General features: G+C 60.9%; 10 protein-coding genes and 1 pseudogene. 8 read left to right on the top strand and 3 right to left on the bottom strand.

Features of this window, described 5'->3' with window-relative positions:
* Positions 1-49: 49 nt before the first annotated feature.
* Positions 50-874 (bottom strand): hypothetical protein, encoded by an 825-nt coding sequence (locus CXQ93_RS14610; protein WP_104111174.1) that lies wholly within the window; start codon positions 872-874, stop codon positions 50-52.
* A gap of 715 nt (positions 875-1,589) precedes the next feature.
* On the opposite strand from CXQ93_RS14610, the gene CXQ93_RS14605 reads away from it, so the two are divergent.
* The 3 genes from CXQ93_RS14605 to CXQ93_RS14595 all read left to right on the top strand — a co-directional run bounded on the left by CXQ93_RS14605 (position 1,590) and on the right by CXQ93_RS14595 (position 11,124).
* Positions 1,590-2,501: an Abi family protein gene (locus CXQ93_RS14605; RefSeq protein WP_104111173.1), complete on the top strand. Its 912-nt coding sequence runs from the start codon at positions 1,590-1,592 to the stop codon at positions 2,499-2,501.
* Between the two features lie 1,234 nt (positions 2,502-3,735).
* Complete coding sequence (locus tag CXQ93_RS14600; RefSeq protein ID WP_146073231.1) at positions 3,736-9,351, top strand: Ig-like domain-containing protein; 5,616 nt, start codon at positions 3,736-3,738, stop codon at positions 9,349-9,351.
* Between the two features lie 96 nt (positions 9,352-9,447).
* A complete protein-coding gene (locus tag CXQ93_RS14595; protein WP_104111171.1) occupies positions 9,448-11,124 on the top strand; it encodes a copper resistance protein CopC in 1,677 nt (558 codons plus the stop codon).
* A 68-nt stretch (positions 11,125-11,192) separates the two neighbouring features.
* Here the strand turns inward: CXQ93_RS14595 and CXQ93_RS14590 are convergent, their stop codons facing one another.
* Both CXQ93_RS14590 and CXQ93_RS14585 read right to left on the bottom strand, forming a co-directional pair.
* Positions 11,193-12,017, bottom strand: coding sequence for a sensor histidine kinase KdpD (locus tag CXQ93_RS14590; RefSeq protein WP_181036173.1), 825 nt, complete (start codon positions 12,015-12,017; stop codon positions 11,193-11,195).
* Positions 12,018-12,270: 253 nt separating this feature from the next.
* Complete coding sequence (locus tag CXQ93_RS14585) at positions 12,271-12,936, bottom strand: response regulator transcription factor (RefSeq protein ID WP_104111169.1); 666 nt, start codon at positions 12,934-12,936, stop codon at positions 12,271-12,273.
* Positions 12,937-14,199: 1,263 nt separating this feature from the next.
* On the opposite strand from CXQ93_RS14585, the gene CXQ93_RS14575 reads away from it, so the two are divergent.
* From CXQ93_RS14575 to CXQ93_RS14555, 5 genes and pseudogenes are all read left to right on the top strand, one after another.
* Entirely contained in the window at positions 14,200-14,562 is a 363-nt protein-coding gene (locus tag CXQ93_RS14575; RefSeq protein ID WP_104111167.1) for a metalloregulator ArsR/SmtB family transcription factor, read from the top strand.
* Entirely contained in the window at positions 14,559-15,665 is a 1,107-nt protein-coding gene (locus tag CXQ93_RS14570; protein WP_104111166.1) for a cation diffusion facilitator family transporter, read from the top strand. The genes CXQ93_RS14575 and CXQ93_RS14570 overlap by 4 nt, the downstream gene beginning before the upstream one ends.
* A gap of 278 nt (positions 15,666-15,943) precedes the next feature.
* Complete coding sequence (locus tag CXQ93_RS21125; protein WP_258069020.1) at positions 15,944-16,150, top strand: hypothetical protein; 207 nt, start codon at positions 15,944-15,946, stop codon at positions 16,148-16,150.
* 219 nt (positions 16,151-16,369) lie between these two features.
* Positions 16,370-16,678: a heavy-metal-associated domain-containing protein gene (locus CXQ93_RS14560; protein ID WP_104111165.1), complete on the top strand. Its 309-nt coding sequence runs from the start codon at positions 16,370-16,372 to the stop codon at positions 16,676-16,678.
* A gap of 107 nt (positions 16,679-16,785) precedes the next feature.
* Positions 16,786-17,306, top strand: a pseudogene (locus tag CXQ93_RS14555) (heavy metal translocating P-type ATPase); the annotation flags it as partial.

Raw genomic sequence — 17,306 nt, 5'->3', positions numbered from 1 at the left:
CCCGTAAGCCAAACGGTCAATGGAACGCCATCCATTTGGAACCTGGAACCTACTCGGCAGGACTTGCAGGGGCTGTTGCTTGCTGAAGGTCTTCACGGAGGGCTCCGATTATGCTGTTGATTTCGTCGGCCGCGATGTCTCCGACACCGAGAAAGTCATAGAGAAGTCGTCCGCCGTTTCCAAGAGCAAAATCAGACAGTTCCATATTGATCAAGGGCAGGTTCATCCTCGGAGTCTTTTTGGATGGAGCGCCCATGATGCTTAGACCGAATGGCCCCATTGCCCTCAATTCATCATGGATCGCCCAGCCCTTCCACGAAGCGATTCCTTGACCGACCTCGATGCCTTCGAGGTCAAACTCATCTTTGCGGCCAACCATGGAAATTAGTACGTATGGAGTCCAGGTAAGGCGCTCAGCCATGTTGACCATTACCATGGCAGTTTCCACAGAAATGTTGTCACTGTAGGCGATCTGTGCAAGCAGACAGCCAAAATACTCAAGTTTCTTTTCCTGCGGTTCACGCTTGGCAGCCATCAGGACCGCCTCAATGACCTCTTCTCCAGGACTTGGGTAGCCCCCGTCGGTTGCCCAGAACGCATCACTTCGAAGACGACCACCATCGGCTCGAAGAGCTTCCATTGATTCAAGGGCAAAGACCATCACCCCACCAAGCCGATGCTCTTCTCGCTTGCTCATCATCCGATGAGCCACGTCGTTTGCGATACCAGCCACAAGGGGGCCGGCCGCACCGCCAATGAATGCAGCCGCCTCAGGTCCCGCTGAACTGAGTAGCAATCCGATGCCAGTTGCACCGACGGCACCGAGCGACTCAGCCGCTCGGGAAATTATCTTTTCCAGCTTCCCATCGTTCATACCTCAAGATACATGTCGAAGTGCCAGACGGAGTCGGTAGGCGCTAGTACGGCTCATCCCAGGAACATCTGAACCATACAGAACGAAGACGTCCCGCAAGCCGGTCGTTCACCGGAACGAGTGCAGACGACTTCTGAAATATTCGAATCTATGTAGTTCCGCAGGTGTCACATTCCCGTATACCCCTAGAAAAAGCCCGGTCATGGGAGGTTATCTGGGACACCTCTCTGACTCGACTTCAGACGAGTGCTCGACGTTGCCGGCAGGTTCAGATCCCGAGCGTTCACCGACCATTTGGATCACGAGAATGTCCCGCAGTCACCCCCCGCCGATGATGTTTCGACGTTGCTTCCTGTTCGGGTGTTTGTGGGATTTGGATGCATTCATCAACCGCTGCGATGCGTATTGCTACCACATCGAGAGGGTATGCAGGCGCGCGTTTCGTGGTCTCAGGCTATTGCAGCTGTCGCTTGCCAGACCGAAGATCATCTGCAAGACGGCGCTATTGGTGGCGGGTGTGTGACGAAGCGGAAGTAGTCAACACCCAAAGAACAGACACCCCGTTTACGCACGGTTTGCGATAGACTTGATGTATTAAGCCCCAGCCCCTCTGCCATCGGCAAGGGCTGGCTTTCTTTAACTCGGAGGGGCCATCCTGGAACCGAAACCGCATCGCACCTACGAGCAACAGCTGGAAATCCTCCTCTCACGCGGGATGCTCATCCCCAGCCACGAGTATGCGCTACGAGATCTGCGGAATGTCGGCTATTACCGATTGGCCGCCTACTGGTATCCATTCCGCGAAATTGACCACGTTGATGCGGACGGGACCGTTGTCCGCTCGGATCTACTAAAAGCAGGAACAACGTTCGATGACGCCCACGCTTTGTGGACGTTTGACCAACGACTCCGCCTCATACTGCTCGAGGCGCTGGAACAGATCGAGGTTGCCCTGCGTGTCCGGACGGCTCACTGCATCGGCGCCCAAGATCCTTTCGCTCACTTAAACGCCTCCCACTTGGACACGGCCCGCTGCCTGGCAACCGTTCAAACACCGCAAGGATCAATGACCGCCCATCAATGGTGGGTGGCCCGCTACGAAGAAAAGCTTGCAAGCACCCACGATGACATTCTGCGGTTGTACAGGTCCCGCTGGGAACTCAAACCCCCTGTATGGGTTGCCGTTGAGCTGCTTGACTTCGGGATGCTCTCTGCATTCTTCCGGCAGTTTCTGACCAAAGCCCAGCAAAGCGAAATCTCCCGGACTTTCGGCATCTCCCAAGGCAGCTTTCTGGTCAACTGGATCAAAGTCCTCAATCACGTCCGCAATATGTGCGCCCACCACGCGCGCGTCTGGAACCAGCCAGTGACCTTCCGGCTCCAACGAATACCCACCGGAATATCACCCCTTCTAGACCCACTCAATACGCTGACCGGAACGCCGAAGACCCGCATCTACTCAGTGCTGTATCTCTGCGCGTTCCTCCTTGACAGCCTTGGTGAGAACAGCGACTGGACGAACAAGGCACAGGCTCTCCTGACCTCCTTCCCTAACGTTCCCGGACTGACCATAAACGACATCGGCGCACCAGAGAACTGGCAGACTCACGCAATCTGGAACACCTAAATCTGAGAACACCCAGCGGCGAGAATTCACAACACCGGCGTGGGCCCGCTCAAGCGATGAGGAACCAGATTCGCACTTCATCGCGTCCGGCAGTCATTTTTAGGTTCGCAATTTAGCCCCGAGAAATGATCCCAATCCATACCGGAAAAGACGATAGATAAGGCACAAATTGCCCCTAAATCACGGAAGTTGATGCTCCAATCGCCCAATGAGAAGTCACCAAACCGCATCTTTGCACTGGCAATTAGCCGTCTGACGGCCCGGAAGGAAACCGCGCCCTGAACAACACCTGCCGTTGCCGCACGACGGCCCGCTACCGACAACCGGTGACATGACGTCGACCATGCCGATGAACCTGCAAACGGCCTTCAATCAGCAGCTCCGGCGCTACCCTGCAGGTCCTCGTCACGTTTTACTCACGTTTTTGAACGAAAACCCATGGCAATCTATGACATGTCAAAGGGGCCCCGTTGTTGCACACTCCCCCGGAAACATGCGGTTTTTGACGTGAAACGATCACTGTTGGCATGAGAATCCTGAGTTTCTCTTGGTCGCTGGTTCGATTCCAGTCCTGGGCACAAAAGTGGCCTCTGACCTGCGGTTTTACTGTTTCGGCCGGGTGCGCTAAGAAGCCAGATCACGCTTAACTCACGTTATTGAACAAAAACCTGGTCACGTTTTTGACATTTTCGGGGCCTATTTCGATTCCACTTGAGGTCACGTTTTTCAATCGGCGGGCTGAAAATCGCCGGAAATCCGCGGTTTTTTCAGACTCTGATGACTTGAAGCCGACATTGCTAAATATTGGCCCTTCGATCGTCCAAGTCACAGCCTTAGACTGCGTCGACGACCGAGAAATGTGACTCTACCCGGGTTGGTAACTGCCGACAGGGATTACGACCAAATCCGTGAGAAGTACGGAACATTTGATCGCCATGTCTGTCGCCGCGCATTCACATGCGTCTGTCGTCGGCGTCGATACTCACGCCCAGCATCCAACTCCACATGCACGACATCTCTGCACCAACAGCGGCTGCGGACACAATGTCGCACCAATAGCCAAGGACAGGTTAGTCAGACAGCCGACAAGCTGTGGTCCCCGAAACATCGCGCTTCATGAATGCTCGTGGCCAGATGACACTTATGTCATAAACGGCACGTCCTGGACATCGAGGGGTGCACACTCTTCACATAGATCCCGCAATCCAGCGCACCGTCTGTTAGGGGAACCATCATGCAACCATCTGTCAGCAACCCCCTCCGTCAGGCCCCGAGGAGGCGCTTGGCCCGGCCGGCCATCATCGCGACGCTCGCCCTGCTGGTCAGCATCATCGGACCGTTGGGAGGGATGAACAAGAGCTCCAGCCCCGATGTTGCTGCGGCCGCGGTCCCCTCGAGCGCCACCGACGTGACGAAGGTGCCGCACTACTTCGGCCCCTACCCCAACTGGGCGAACAGCCCGCAGACGTTGGCTGACGCCATGGTGAAGATCAGCGTCGGGACACCGACCCCGGTCCTGTACGGTAACCCGCTGACCAAGCGCACGTACGCGACCGATTATGCGAAGCCCACTGGTGAAATGGGTCCGGTGCTGGTGGTGCTTGACCATACCAAGCTACCCGCCGGAACCCTCAACGACTTCCAGAGCTGGAACCAGGGCATCGCCGGTGCGAGCCCGACCCCCTCGGCGGGCAACATCTTCCACGCACTGGTGCTGCGACCCACCGCTACAGCGGGGGAATACACGGTCGTCTACGCCAGCGACGAGCTGAAGGTACCGACACCAACCGTGGAGAGCGGAGAGGTACAAACCTATGCCGCACCAGCTGTCACAGTCCAAAAAGACGATGTGATCGGCTTTTACGGACAGGGCATACCGGTCGACACAGACGTCCCCGCCAACGGCGACACCTTGAGCACTCCGGCAAGCGGGGACACGACGCTGACCACCAACGTCGCACCTGCCAAGGACAGTACGGTCAAGCTCGGCGCATCCAACTATCCGGACTTCTCCCACGACCGCACCTACTCCTTTGGGGCGGACGTCACACCGACCATCACCGACCCGGGCACAGGCGCGGAAGCTACTGCCTCAGTCGATCCAAAGACGGGTGCCATCTCCGGTGTCACCGTAACCAGCCCCGGTGCCGGCTACGCAGTTCCCCCGACGGTGGAGATCACCACCGGCGGAGTCACCCCCACCACGGTGGCCAAGGCCACCGCAGAGATCGCCACCGGCGTCATCACCGGCATCGACGTCAATGAAACAGGCTACGGATTCACCGCTCCCGCAGTGACCCTGGCGGGCGGGAACCCCACGGCAGGCTCCGAGGCGCATGCACTGGCCAGCGGGACCGTCGACAACCTGAAGCTGACCGACGGCGGCAACGGCTACCAGTCCCAGCCGCTCGTAAACATCTCCAAGCCTGACCTTGCCGACGGCGTGCAAGCCACTGCCAGTGCGGCGATGGACGCCAACGGTGTGGTCACCGGCGTCGACATTGCCAACGCCGGCAGCGGGTACACCACCGCCCCGACCGTGACCGTCACCGATGCCAGCAAGACCGCTCCCACCCAAGCGGCCACAGTTGAGGCCACCATCGGCGTCACCCGCATCGACGTCACCGACGGCGGTGCCGGCTACGACTCTGCACCGACCGTGACGATCGCCGACACAGTAGGCACGGCCGACAAGGGCGCCAGCGCCACTGTCAGGGTGGCAGTCAAGGGCTCGGTCACCGACATTTTGGTCACCACCCCCGGAGCGGGCTACCTCACCCCAGGGATCAAGAAGTTCGTCGACACCCTTCCCGGCCAGGGAGAAGCCAACGCAAACGATTTGGGCCAGTACATCCCAGTTGCAGTGCCCGACACCACCACCTACCCCGGCACCGACTACTACGAGATCGCGGTTGTGCAGTATCGGATGAAGTTCCACCGCGACCTGCCGGCCACCCTGCTTCGCGGGTACGTCCAGCTCTCGACCGGTGTCGTCCCTGGCAAGAAAGTTGCCCTCGGCAACGCCAACCTCGACCCGTCCCTGCCCGACAGCCCGATCAGCTTCACCGGTGTGGACAAGCCGCACTACCTGGGCCCCACGATCGTCGCCACGAAAAACAAGCCCGTCCGGGTGCTGTTCCGCAACCTGCTGCCCACCGGTGTGGATGGCGACCTGTTCCTCCCCGTCGACACCACGGTGATGGGTGCCGGTGCCGGCCCCGAGATGATGACGCTTGATCCCGTTACCAAGGTCCCTGTGGACATGGCTGTGGACGAGAAGAGCGTCCTAGACGGCGTGCGCAACCCGATGTGTGGAGAGACGCCGAAGCCGACCACCTGCTACTCGGAGAACCGTGCCACATTGCACCTGCACGGAGGCATCACCCCGTGGATCAGCGACGGCACACCGCACCAGTGGGTCACCCCGACCGGTGAGAACACCGCGTACCCGAAGGGTGTCAGCGTCAGCAACGTCCCGGATATGCCGGACCCCGGTCCCGGAGCGGAGACGTTCTTCTACACGAACCAGCAGAGTGCGCGGATGATGTTTTACCACGACCACTCGTGGGGTATCACGCGGCTCAACGTATACGCCGGCGAGGAAGCCGGGTATATGATCACCGACGAGACGGAGCAGAAGCTGATGGCTCCCGGTGGAGCCCTGGAAGGGCTCGGCATGGGGACCTCGCTCACCATCCAGGACAAGACCTTTGTGCCGAGCGCGACTCGGATGGCCCAGCTCGACCCGACCTGGGACGCGAAGAAGTGGGGCGGTGAGGGGAACCTCTGGCAGCCGCACGTCTACATGCCCGCGCAGAACCCCGGTGACCCCAGCGGCATGAGCGCGTTTGGCCGCTGGTTCTACGGCCCCTGGTTCTGGCCGCCGGCCAAGGACGCCAAGTACCCGCCCATGGCCAACCCCTACTACGACCCCGCTTGCGACGCGAATGTGGCTGACTTCTGCGAGCCGGCCCTGATCCCGTCGACACCGAACAATTCGGTCGGCATGGAGGCGTTCCACGACACGCCGATCGTGAACGGCACCGCCTACCCAACGACGACCATGGACCCAAAGTCGTACCGGTTCCGGATCCTCAACGGCTCTGACGACCGGTTCTGGAACCTTTCCTGGTACGTCGCCGATCCCGCCACCGGCACCGAGGTCGCGCTGAAGTCCAGCGAGGTCGCCATGGCGCAAACCGACCCGGTCGTCACACCAACACCGGACACCGCCAAGAGCCCCAAGGGCCCCAACTGGATTCAGATCGGCAACGAGAGCGGCTTCCTGCCAACCCCGGCAGTGGTCCCCGCCCATGAGACAACATGGATCACCGACGCGACCAGGTTCGACGTCGGCAACGTGGACCAGCATTCGCTGCTGCTCGCGCCGGCCGAACGGGCCGACGTGATCGTAGACTTCTCCGCCTACAAGGGGAAGACGTTGATCCTGTACAACGACGCACCGGCGGCGTTCCCGGGCCGGATTCCCGGCTACGACTACTACACCGGAGGACCGGATATGTCCCCTGGTGGCGCTCCCACAACCCTGCCCGGCTATGGGCCCGACACCCGGTCAGTCATGCAGGTCAAGGTTGCCAACACCGCACCCGCGCTGGCCTTCGACCGGCCCAACACAACAGCTGACCAGATGGGCAAGCTGATGGCTGCGTTTGACCACCACACCGACGCCGCCGGCAAGCCCGCCGGGGTCTTCGAGTCCAGCCAAAATCCGATCGTGGTCGGCCAGTCCGCCTACAACCAAGCTTACGGAACGAGCTTCGTCGGCAATGGGTACTGCAATACGGCCACCAACCCCGCAGCCAAATGCGACGGCTTCGCACGGATCGCCGAACAAGGAGGAGACAAATTCAAGTTCGACACACTCTCGGGCTCCCAGCTCAGCATTCCCATCGAGGGCAAGAGCGTGCACGACGAGATGAACTCAGCGAACTTCGACGAGTGGGGCCGGATGAGCGGCAACATCGGATTGGAGGCGCCAGGAGCAACCCCGCTGCTGCAAAACGTGATCCTCTATCCGTTCGTCAACCCTGCCACGGAACTGTTGGACGGCACCAAGGGGACCAACAGCCTCAACGTGACCCCAATCTCCACCAGCGCCGACGGCACACAGATCTGGAAGATCACCCACAACGGCGTTGACACCCACCCGCTGCACTTCCACCTCAACGACGTCCAGCTGTTGAATAGGGTCACATGGGACAACATCATCATCCCGCCCGAACCTAACGAACTCGGCTGGAAAGATACAGTGCGCGTCAGTCCCTTGGAGGACACGATCGTGGCGGTCCGGCCCATCCTGCCGAAACTCCCATTCGCCATCCCAGACAGCAATCGGCCGCTAAACCCCATGATGCCGCTGGGCGCCAAGGGCTCCACGACTGGACCGAACGGGTCCGAAGCCGGCTTCAACAACACCGACACCAACGGCAACCCGATCACCCCGATCAGCAACAACATGACCAACTTCGGCTGGGAGTATGTGTGGCATTGCCACATTCTCAGCCACGAGGAGATGGACATGATGCGGCCCATCTCGGTCAGCACACCCCGCACACTGCCAGATGCCCCGGTGGTTAGCTTCACCAGAGCTACAAGTGAGGTGATGCTGAGTTGGACCGACGGGACCCCGGTTTCGATCACCAATCCCGCCACCTGGGGCAGTGCAAAGAACGAGATCGGCTACAAGATCGAGCGTGCACCCCTGACCAACGGCACGGTCGGGGCCTACGCCCAGTTCGCCACCACACTGGCAAACGTCACCACCTACACCGACAAGACCGCCGGGACCGGGCAGTATGCCTACAGGGTCACGGCGTGGAATGCGGCCGGGAACACGGTGTCCGCACCACTGCTCACCGCATCCACCACACCGAAGGTGACCGGCAACAGCCCCGCACCCGGAGCAACCGGGGTGGCGGGCAACGTACGGCCGACCGTCACGTTCAATGAAGCCGTCACCGGTATAAACAACACTACGTTCACGTTGAAGCAAGGCACCACGGTAGTTCCGGCGTCGGTCGCCTACAGCACGGCGACGCGGACGGCCACCCTCACCCCCACAGCGGCACTGGCGGCGGACAAGAGCTATACGCTCTCATTGACCACGGCCATCAAGAGCGTCTCGGGCGGCCCGCTCGCGGCGACGGCCTGGACCTTCATCACCGGTCCTGTGCCGACGGTCACCACCACCAACCCCGCTGCCGGAGCCACCGGCGTCGGGCTGGGAACGGCCACCACGCGGACCCCGTTGAGTGCAACATTCAGCGAAGCCGTGACGGGCCTGCCCACCACCGCTGCCAGCACACCCAACTTCACCCTGAAGCTGGGGACGGCCACCATCGGGTCGAAGGTGAGCTACAACGCAACCACCCGGGTCGCCACGCTCACACCGGACGCCCCGCTGGTCAGTGACAGGACCTACACCCTGACCCTGAACAGCGCAGTCAAGGACGTGGCCGGCAACCCGCTGGCCACCAAGACCTGGACGTTCGTCACCGGACCCATCCCAGTCGTCACGGCTCGCACCCCGGCGGTCAACGCCACTAGGGTCAGCCGGACGGCGAACATCACCGCAACATTCAGCGAGACTGTCACCGGCCTGCCAAGCGCGGCCGCGGCGAGCGGGAACTTCACCATCAAGCGCACGTCGACCGGAGCCGCGTTCACCTCAGTGGTCAGCTACTCCGGCACCACCAGAGTGGCAACGCTCAACCCGACCGGCACCCTGCTGGCCAACACCCAGTACACCGTCACCCTCAGCAGCGGAATCAAGGACACCGCTGGCAACCCGCTAGTACCCGTCACCTGGAGCTTCACGACAGGCAACTAGCATCCACCGCACCATTCAACGCCGCCCGGCCCTGTGGCCAGGCGGCGTTGCATCCTGATTAGCTCGTGCGCTGTCACACCGAATGAGGAGGCGATCGTGACCAGAACATCCCCCCGGATCAGCGGCCGGCATCCCCGTGTCCAAGGAATCATCGCGCGCCGGTTCCTCGAATTGATTTTCGCAGCACTAGCGATAGGGCTGATGCTGCCTGCAACCCCGGCAGTGGCCCACGCTTCGCTGCTGCATTCAACGCCGACCGACGGCGCGGTGCTACCCCAGGCTCCTGGCGTGGTGGAGCTGGTCTTCGGCGAACCAGTTGCCCTGGCCCCCGATGGCTTTCAGCTCTACGACGACACCGGTGGCCATCGCACCATGCCTGCCGAGCAGTTGGACGCGACTGTGAGTGTCTCCCTACCGTCGGACCTACCAGAAGGCGGCTACACGCTCGGTTGGCGGGTAGTTTCCGATGACTCCCATCCTGTTTCCGGCATGCTCTCATTTACCGTGGGGCTATCCAGGGCTTCAGTGCCCACAATCGTCCAGAACGACACGGCGTCTGTTGACGCCCTGTACGTGGTGCTCAACGCTCTTGGCTATTTGGGCCTGTTCTGTCTTGTGGGCCTGACGGCGTTCGACCTGTTCGTTGTCCGAATCCCAACGGCCGATCGAGGGCTGTCCAAGGTGGCCGCACTAGTTGCCGTGAGCGCCTATCTCGTGCTTGTGCCCCTCACTGCGGCGCATGAGAGAGGTGCCGGCCTCCGCGCGCTGTTCGATCCGGGGGTTGCCGTCACTGGATGGGCGGGGGGAGCCGCGTTGACGTTTGTCCTCGCTTTTTCCGGGGCAGTCCTCATGGTGATTCGTGGACGACTGCCGCGTCAGACGGGATTCTGGGTTGGCACGGTAGGGGCAGTGATTGCGCTCGCCTCGGTCCTGCCCGTGGGCCACACGCGGACCTTCGGGTCCGCGTGGCTCATGATGGGCGCCGACCTGACCCACGCCGCGACGGCTGCGGTCTGGTTGGGTGGACTCTTGGCCCTGATCCTGCACGTTACCCGTGCACGCCGGCGCAACGGAGACCCCGCCGAGACCGCCGCGGCCCTCGGCAGGTTCTCCACCCTGGCCGGTGGCGTCGTCTTTTTGTTGGGCATCACCGGGACGGTCATGGCGGTCGTGATGGTCGGCTCCGTGACAGTCCTCCTGGGCAGTTCCTATGGGCAGTTGCTGCTGGTCAAGCTCGCCATGGTCGCGGCAATAGGCGGGCTGGCGGCGTGGAACCGATTCGGTCTGGTCCCCCGCTTGGCGCGCGAAGGAATCAAGGGCACTGCTTGGAGCCGGCTGGCCTTGGCCATCCGGCTGGAGGCGGTTGGGCTGGTGATCGTCATCGGGCTTACCTCGGTCCTGACACTGCAAAACCCACGCGTGAGCGAGGCTCCCGCTGCAGGTGGCACACCGGTACTCGTCGAGCTTGGCACCGGCCACCTGACCGGCCGGTTCGGCCCGGGAACAGTGGGTACCAACGTCATCACCTTCGAGCTCACAGACGCTGGTGGCACCCCCATTGTTCCGATCAGCATGCCGCAAGTATGTGCGGCGGAGCCCAATCTGAGTCTCGGACCGCTGGCTGCCAAGATCGAACCCGGAGGGAAGCCGGGAAGCTACCGGTCCGAGATGACGCTACCCGTTGCGGGACAATGGAAGATCACCGTAGCCGTCCGGGTCAACGAGCTCGAGCAGCCCGCCGCCGTCGTCGAAGTCGTGGTCGTCGTCGGCTGAGCCTCGCCGGTTCCAACTCGGTCCACGAGGCCGGAAGCCTGGCAGATGAACCCGGCGGGGTGGACATGTCAGCTACCGACCCCGGCAGGTTCATTGAGTGGACCACGGTCCGCTGAATCGGGAGGGTGTCCGGGTGGGATCGGCGGCGCAGGTCGCAGCGGGAATCGCAGGGTGAAGGTGGTGCCCCGGCCGAGCGAACTGGCAACCGAGACGGTGCCGCCACGTGCCTCAGCGACGGCCTTGACGATGGCCAGGCCCAGCCCGCTACCGGCTCGCTCGCCTGCAGTCGCCCCGGTCCGGAAAGTATCGAAAATGGTGTCCAGATCGGCGGCGGGGATGCCTGCCCCGGTGTCTCGAACGACCAGCACTAGCTCGCCGCCCTCAGCGTCCGCCGCCATCGCGATGGTGTCCCCTGGACCAGTGAACTTGACCGCATTCTCAAGCAGGCAGTCCAGTATTGCCTCGAGTCGCTCACTATCGCCCTGAAGGGTGCCGACCGTACTCCGGGCGTTCCAGATCCGGTCGGCAGTGACCGACCATCGGCGCAGGATCTCGGCCAGCAGTTGGTCGACGTCGACAGGTTCGGGGGCCGACGGCTCCACGACCCGGACCAAGGTGAGCAGGTTGGTCGCCAATGCGGACGCCTTGATGAGTTCGGCCACCACCAGTTCGGCGTCCTCTCGCACCGTCGGCTCGGCCGACTGGTCGGCGATGAGTTGCGCGTAGCCCCTCGCGATCGTCAGCCGTGTACGCACCTCGTGCGAACCGAACCGGGCGGCGTTTTCCCGCTGCTCACTACGGTGGCGGTCGGCTTCCTGCAGTGCTCGCAGCCGGGCTTGGGCGGCCCATTGCCGGTTCACGTGCCAGATCAAAATCGATATGATGGTGCCCATCAGGACGATCTCGGTGCACTCTTCCCATTCGATGGTCCCCGCCATCGCGTGGCGGACCAGGGCAACACCGGTCACCATTGTGATCACTGCGACGACAACCAAGGTGGCACGGCGGGGCCACGGGCAGATTCCGTAGACCAGCGCGAAACTGGCCCATACGAGGTGAAAAGGGATGGTCTCCCTGCCAGGCAGCGAGAACGTCAGGTAGCAGTTCACCGCCGCGAAAACTGCCCAGGTAGCGGCGAGAACTATCTTAAATCGCGATCCGATATCCGACATTTCGCACCGTTTCGATTTTATCGTTCGACAGTTTGGATCGCAGCCGACGCACACAGACGTCGACGATGTTCGTGCCGGTGTCGAATGTCGTCCCCCAGACGCGCTCGAGCAGCTCGGCCCGGGTACACGGCTCGGGCGCCCGCTGGAGGAGAAAAGCCAGGAGCGCGAACTCACGCTGCGTCAACGAGATACGGCGCCCGTCCACCACGAGTTCGCGTTGTTGAACATCGACCTCGACACCGGCCCTGCGGAGGTAGCGGGGCACAGACACGGTCGGTGCTGGCGCCCGGAGGCGGGCGTTGATCCGGGCCAAGAGCTCGGCGTTGGCGAACGGTTTGGCCAGGAAATCCACCGCACCGCCCTCCAAAACACCCACCCTAGTCGCCACCTGCGTCATCGATGACAGCACCAGGACCCGACTCGAGGGGCGGAAGCGCATCAGTTCGACCAGGACGTCCTCGCCACGTCCGTCCGGCAGCACGAGATCCAGGACGATCAGGTCCGGGTCGACAGCGCGTATCAGGGTCAACCCGCCAGCCACCGAGCCGGCCACCGTGACCGTATGGCCAGCACCACCTAGGATCCGCTCGAGGAGCCGGGCAAGGATGGGTTCGTCCTCGATGACCGCGATGCGGCTCACATCGGTGTCCGTTCCTTGGTAAAGTCCTGCGTACCAGTGGACTCCGTCGCAGAATCTGAATCCAAAGCCTTGGATGAGGACCTCGCAAAGACTTTGGCTGGCCGGAATACTCTCCCGCGCGCCTTCAAGGCCGCCGCCGCTTCCGGGAGGATGGATGACGACGCAATATGGTCCTTCATGCGACGACCCCAATTCATTAGCGAATAGTCTTCACAACCACGCGGCTCTGCCGATCACGTGAGTGTCCAGATGCGCTCATCGTAAGCTGCGGCACCACTGCTGTCAACGCCTCAGGTTCGCGGAGGCACTCCTATGAGACAACAAGGGCTTGTAACAAAGCCACGGAGTGTGTGGCTTTGAATTCACGTCAAACCAAACGGTCCCTTAACATCCTGCCCTGACGTGTTCATTGCATTCGCGGTTTGGCTCACGAAAATGGTCCAAATTCTGACCCACCGGAATTGCAACACCGAAACAAACCGTCACCTGAGTTCTTGATATTCATGCTCATCTCCTCCACCAAAAATGCACCAAACGGCACGTTTCGCGACCTACATCGGCAGTCCGTTCAGCCGGACCGAATCCGCGCCCAAAACAACGAAGTGCGTTGAAGTACGACGGCCCTCCATTCACAACCAGTGACATGCCGTGCACCATGCTGATGAACCTGCAAGCGGTCATCAGTCAGCAGCTCCGGTGCTGTGCTGCAGGGCTTCGTCACGTTTTACTCACGTTTTTCAACGAAAAACCGTGGCAATCCTTGGCATGTCAAAGGGGTCTCGTTGTCCCGGACTCCCCCGGAAACTAGTGGTTTTTGATCGTCAACGGAGACTGCTGACATGAGAGCCCTGAGTTTCTCTTGGCCGCCGGTTCGAGTCCGGCCCGGGGCACAAAAGGACCTCTGACCTGCGGTTATACCCTGCAGGTCGGAGGTGTTTGAGGCCAACTCCCCTTTAACTCCCCCAATTCGTCAAAATCTTCCGCGAGTTTCGCTCCCCTTTTTCAGCAGGACTGACTCCCCCTTTTCGACCTTGACCACTTTTTTCTGACCTGTTGGGCATCTTCATTCTGGTGACTCGCTGGCTGACTTAGTATTTGGCAAGGATGCCAGCCGCTGTCCGCATCCCAAGGGCTTCGTGAGTCATGGACGAGAGTTACGCAGCAACGGAACTCAGGCATAAGTTCCCCGTCAGGTGCTCAACGATCGCCAGTAGCCCAGGACCGACCCTGACAAGAAAAGATCCCTAGTGTTAGTATCTGCGTATGAATGCAGATAAGAAGGCTTGTTCGTTGGATGTAGACAGTCAATACGTGGAACTGGCGGTGGAGGTCTTCTCCATGCTGGCCGATGCCACACGTGTCCGGATCATTCTTGCCCTGCGCGAGGGCGAAATGGCGGTTGGTGCGCTGGCTGATGTGGTGGGTAAATCACCGGCGGCGGTCTCACAGCACTTGGCCAAGATGCGGCTTGCACGTATGGTTTCCACCCGTCAGGACGGCACGAAGGTCATGTATCGGTTGGAGAACGAACACGCCCGACAACTCGTGATCGATGCAATCCACCAGGCCGAACACGCACTCGGCGGGATGCCCGCGCACCACCAGGCTGAACGGGCCACGACATGAAACTCATCAACCAGTCCGGTCACCATCCTGATAGTGACAAGGAAAAGCATGGGCATCCCCACGAACCACACGCCCATGACCATGGCCATGGCCATGACGGACACTCTCACAAGAACCACTCGGGTTTCAAGGGTTGGTTGTTTGAACTATTCGTCCCACACACCCACGACTCTTCCGATTCAATCGACGATGCCTTGGAGGCGAGCAAGGAAGGCGTCCGGGCGCTGAAGATCAGCATGGTGATCCTGCTGGCAACCACGGCGCTGCAGGTCATCGTGGTGGCGATCAGCGGTTCGGTGGCGTTGCTGGCAGATACCATCCATAACTTCTCCGATGCGTTGACGGCCGTGCCGCTGTGGATTGCTTTTATCCTGGGCCGCAGGGTGGCCACGAAACGCTATACCTACGGCTATGGGCGCGCCGAGGATCTGGCCGGCTTGTTCATAGTTTTGGTCATTGCACTGTCTGCGGTCCTGGCCGCATGGCAGTCCACCGTGCGGCTATTCAACCCACAGCCGCTAGAGAATCTATGGTGGGTGCTTGCTGCTGGCGTGATCGGCTTCGCTGGCAATGAGATCGTGGCGGTGTACCGCATCCGGGTCGGGCAGAAGATCGGTTCGGCCGCACTCGTCGCAGACGGCGTGCACGCCCGCACTGACGGATTCACGTCCCTTGCCGTAGTGTTCGGTGCCGTGGGCGTGATGCTCGGTTTCCCACTGGCGGACCCGATCATTGGTCTTCTCATTTCAGCGGCAATCATTGTGCTGCTCTTGGGGACGGTGAAGAGCATTGGTCGTCGGCTCATGGACGGCATCGAACCTGACCTCGTAGCCAGCGCGCAAACCGCCCTGGCTGGCACGCCCGGTATTCTCTCCGTGCAACGGCTGCAATTGCGCTGGGTCGGGCACCGACTGCAGGGCGCAGCAACCGTTGTCGTTGCCGATAACACTCTGTCAGCGGTCGAAGAGACCATCCGGGATGCTGAGCATCGGCTCGGGCATGCGCTCCCGAAACTCGATGACGTGGTGATCAAGGCCATCACGACCCCTGTGGGTGAAAACAAAGCCACCCTTGATTTGTCCTTGCACGACGCGCATCAATGAAACAGTCACTCCGATGACATCGTTGATGTCAGGTCAGCGCCTCTCAGTGAGAATCCCCGGTCTTGGCAGCTTCACCGTGACCAGGGACGCGGTGGAAGATGATCGAGGTGTTCGGCGGACTGCTGCATTGCTATCAAGGCCGAGGAGGCTGTCGCATGCAGGGCCTGTACTTCTCACGGACGGAACCCAAGAAACCCCTCCGTTGCGCGCTCACTGACCCGGGATGGCCAGACAGTGATTCCCTTGATGTGTGGAACCAGCCGAACCATAGAGGGATCATGATTAGTGTCAGCCACGACCTGGCGCCCAAAATCGACGGCGCAGTCCTGGACTTTGGCGCCTACAACAGGATGCAACGCTTCGTGTGGCTGTACATGCCGGCCGTCAAGGGCCCCCCCTGCACGTGTTTGCGTTCCATCGGGCCAGCCACCGGGAAGCACTCAATCTGCCTCAACGATCAGGGGATCGGCCTCAGCGACCTCTAGGTTGATGGATTTTCCTGCAGTCCCCTTGTCCCCCAACGACGAACACCGTTGCCATTGACGCCTGAATCACAGCTACGATCCCTTGACGCGCATACCCCTAGGGGGTATGTTTGGGGTGTTGTCAGTGAAGTAGTTTGTCGCCGCCGTTGATCTTTCCGGTCGCCACTGCCGTTCAACCCACAACGCACAATTCATCCTCTTTCTAAGGACTCACCCGATATGTGCGGAACCAATAACCGTGAAGACCTCAACCTGACGCCCACCCAGGAGAGTTCCTGCGCGTGCTGCTCCACCCCGACAACATCCGCCCAGCCAGCCGATGCATCAGGGACGGTTTTTGAGCTGGAAGGGTTGACCTGTGGGCATTGCGTCCAGACCGTGGAGAAGTCCGTCCGCGCCGTAGCCGGCGTAGATTCAGTGGCCGTTACTCTGGTATCCGGGTCCATCTCAACCCTGACAGTCGCCGGTCCGGCAAGCCCAGAAACGGTACGTGCTGCCGTTGTCTCTGCAGGCTACACGGTCGTCTGAAGTTGGTTGACGACCACCATTCCAAGCCATCAGGGAGAGCCATGGAAACGCCCGAGAACAAGCACAATCACGAACGCCACACGATGACGCAGACGCAGGCGCCCAGTATGGATCACTCGGCCATGGGACACGGCGGCATGGACCATGATGACCATGCCGTTCATGCTGCGGGTCAGCATGCCGGGCACAGCACCGCCATGTTCAAGAACAGGTTCTGGCTGACTCTGGTCCTCTCGATCCCCGTTGTGTTCTTCAGCCCGATGGTTGGGCACCTGCTCGGATATACCCCGCCACAGTTTGTGGGTTCAACCTGGGTTGCGCCTCTGCTGGGAACCTTTATCTTCTTCTACGGCGGCCAGCCGTTCCTCAAGGGTGGATGGCAGGAAATCAAGGCCCGGCAACCGGGCATGATGCTGTTGATCTCCATGGCCATCACTGTGGCCTTTGTCGCCTCTTGGGTGACCAGTTTGGGTATCGGCGGCTTCGATCTGGATTTCTGGTGGGAGCTGGCCTTACTGGTCGCCATCATGCTGCTGGGACACTGGATCGAGATGCGGGCCCTCGGCTCAGCCCGCGGCGCACTCGATGCACTGGCCGCATTGCTGCCCGATGAAGCGGAGCGGGTCAT

It is taken from the genome of Arthrobacter sp. N199823 (assembly GCF_002929705.1).
Classification (GTDB): Bacteria; Actinomycetota; Actinomycetes; order Actinomycetales; family Micrococcaceae; genus Specibacter.
This window is presented reverse-complemented; position numbering and strand designations above follow the sequence as displayed.

Coding starts and splice junctions, on each gene's coding strand:
- CXQ93_RS14575 (WP_104111167.1), top strand. CDS start 14,200: ATGAATGCAGATAAGAAGGCTTGTTCGTTGGATGTAGACAGTCAATAC.
- CXQ93_RS14610 (WP_104111174.1), bottom strand. CDS start 874: ATGAACGATGGGAAGCTGGAAAAGATAATTTCCCGAGCGGCTGAGTCG.
- CXQ93_RS14570 (WP_104111166.1), top strand. CDS start 14,559: ATGAAACTCATCAACCAGTCCGGTCACCATCCTGATAGTGACAAGGAA.
- CXQ93_RS14605 (WP_104111173.1), top strand. CDS start 1,590: ATGCTCATCCCCAGCCACGAGTATGCGCTACGAGATCTGCGGAATGTC.
- CXQ93_RS14600 (WP_146073231.1), top strand. CDS start 3,736: ATGCAACCATCTGTCAGCAACCCCCTCCGTCAGGCCCCGAGGAGGCGC.
- CXQ93_RS14560 (WP_104111165.1), top strand. CDS start 16,370: ATGTGCGGAACCAATAACCGTGAAGACCTCAACCTGACGCCCACCCAG.
- CXQ93_RS14590 (WP_181036173.1), bottom strand. CDS start 12,017: ATGGGCACCATCATATCGATTTTGATCTGGCACGTGAACCGGCAATGG.
- CXQ93_RS21125 (WP_258069020.1), top strand. CDS start 15,944: ATGATTAGTGTCAGCCACGACCTGGCGCCCAAAATCGACGGCGCAGTC.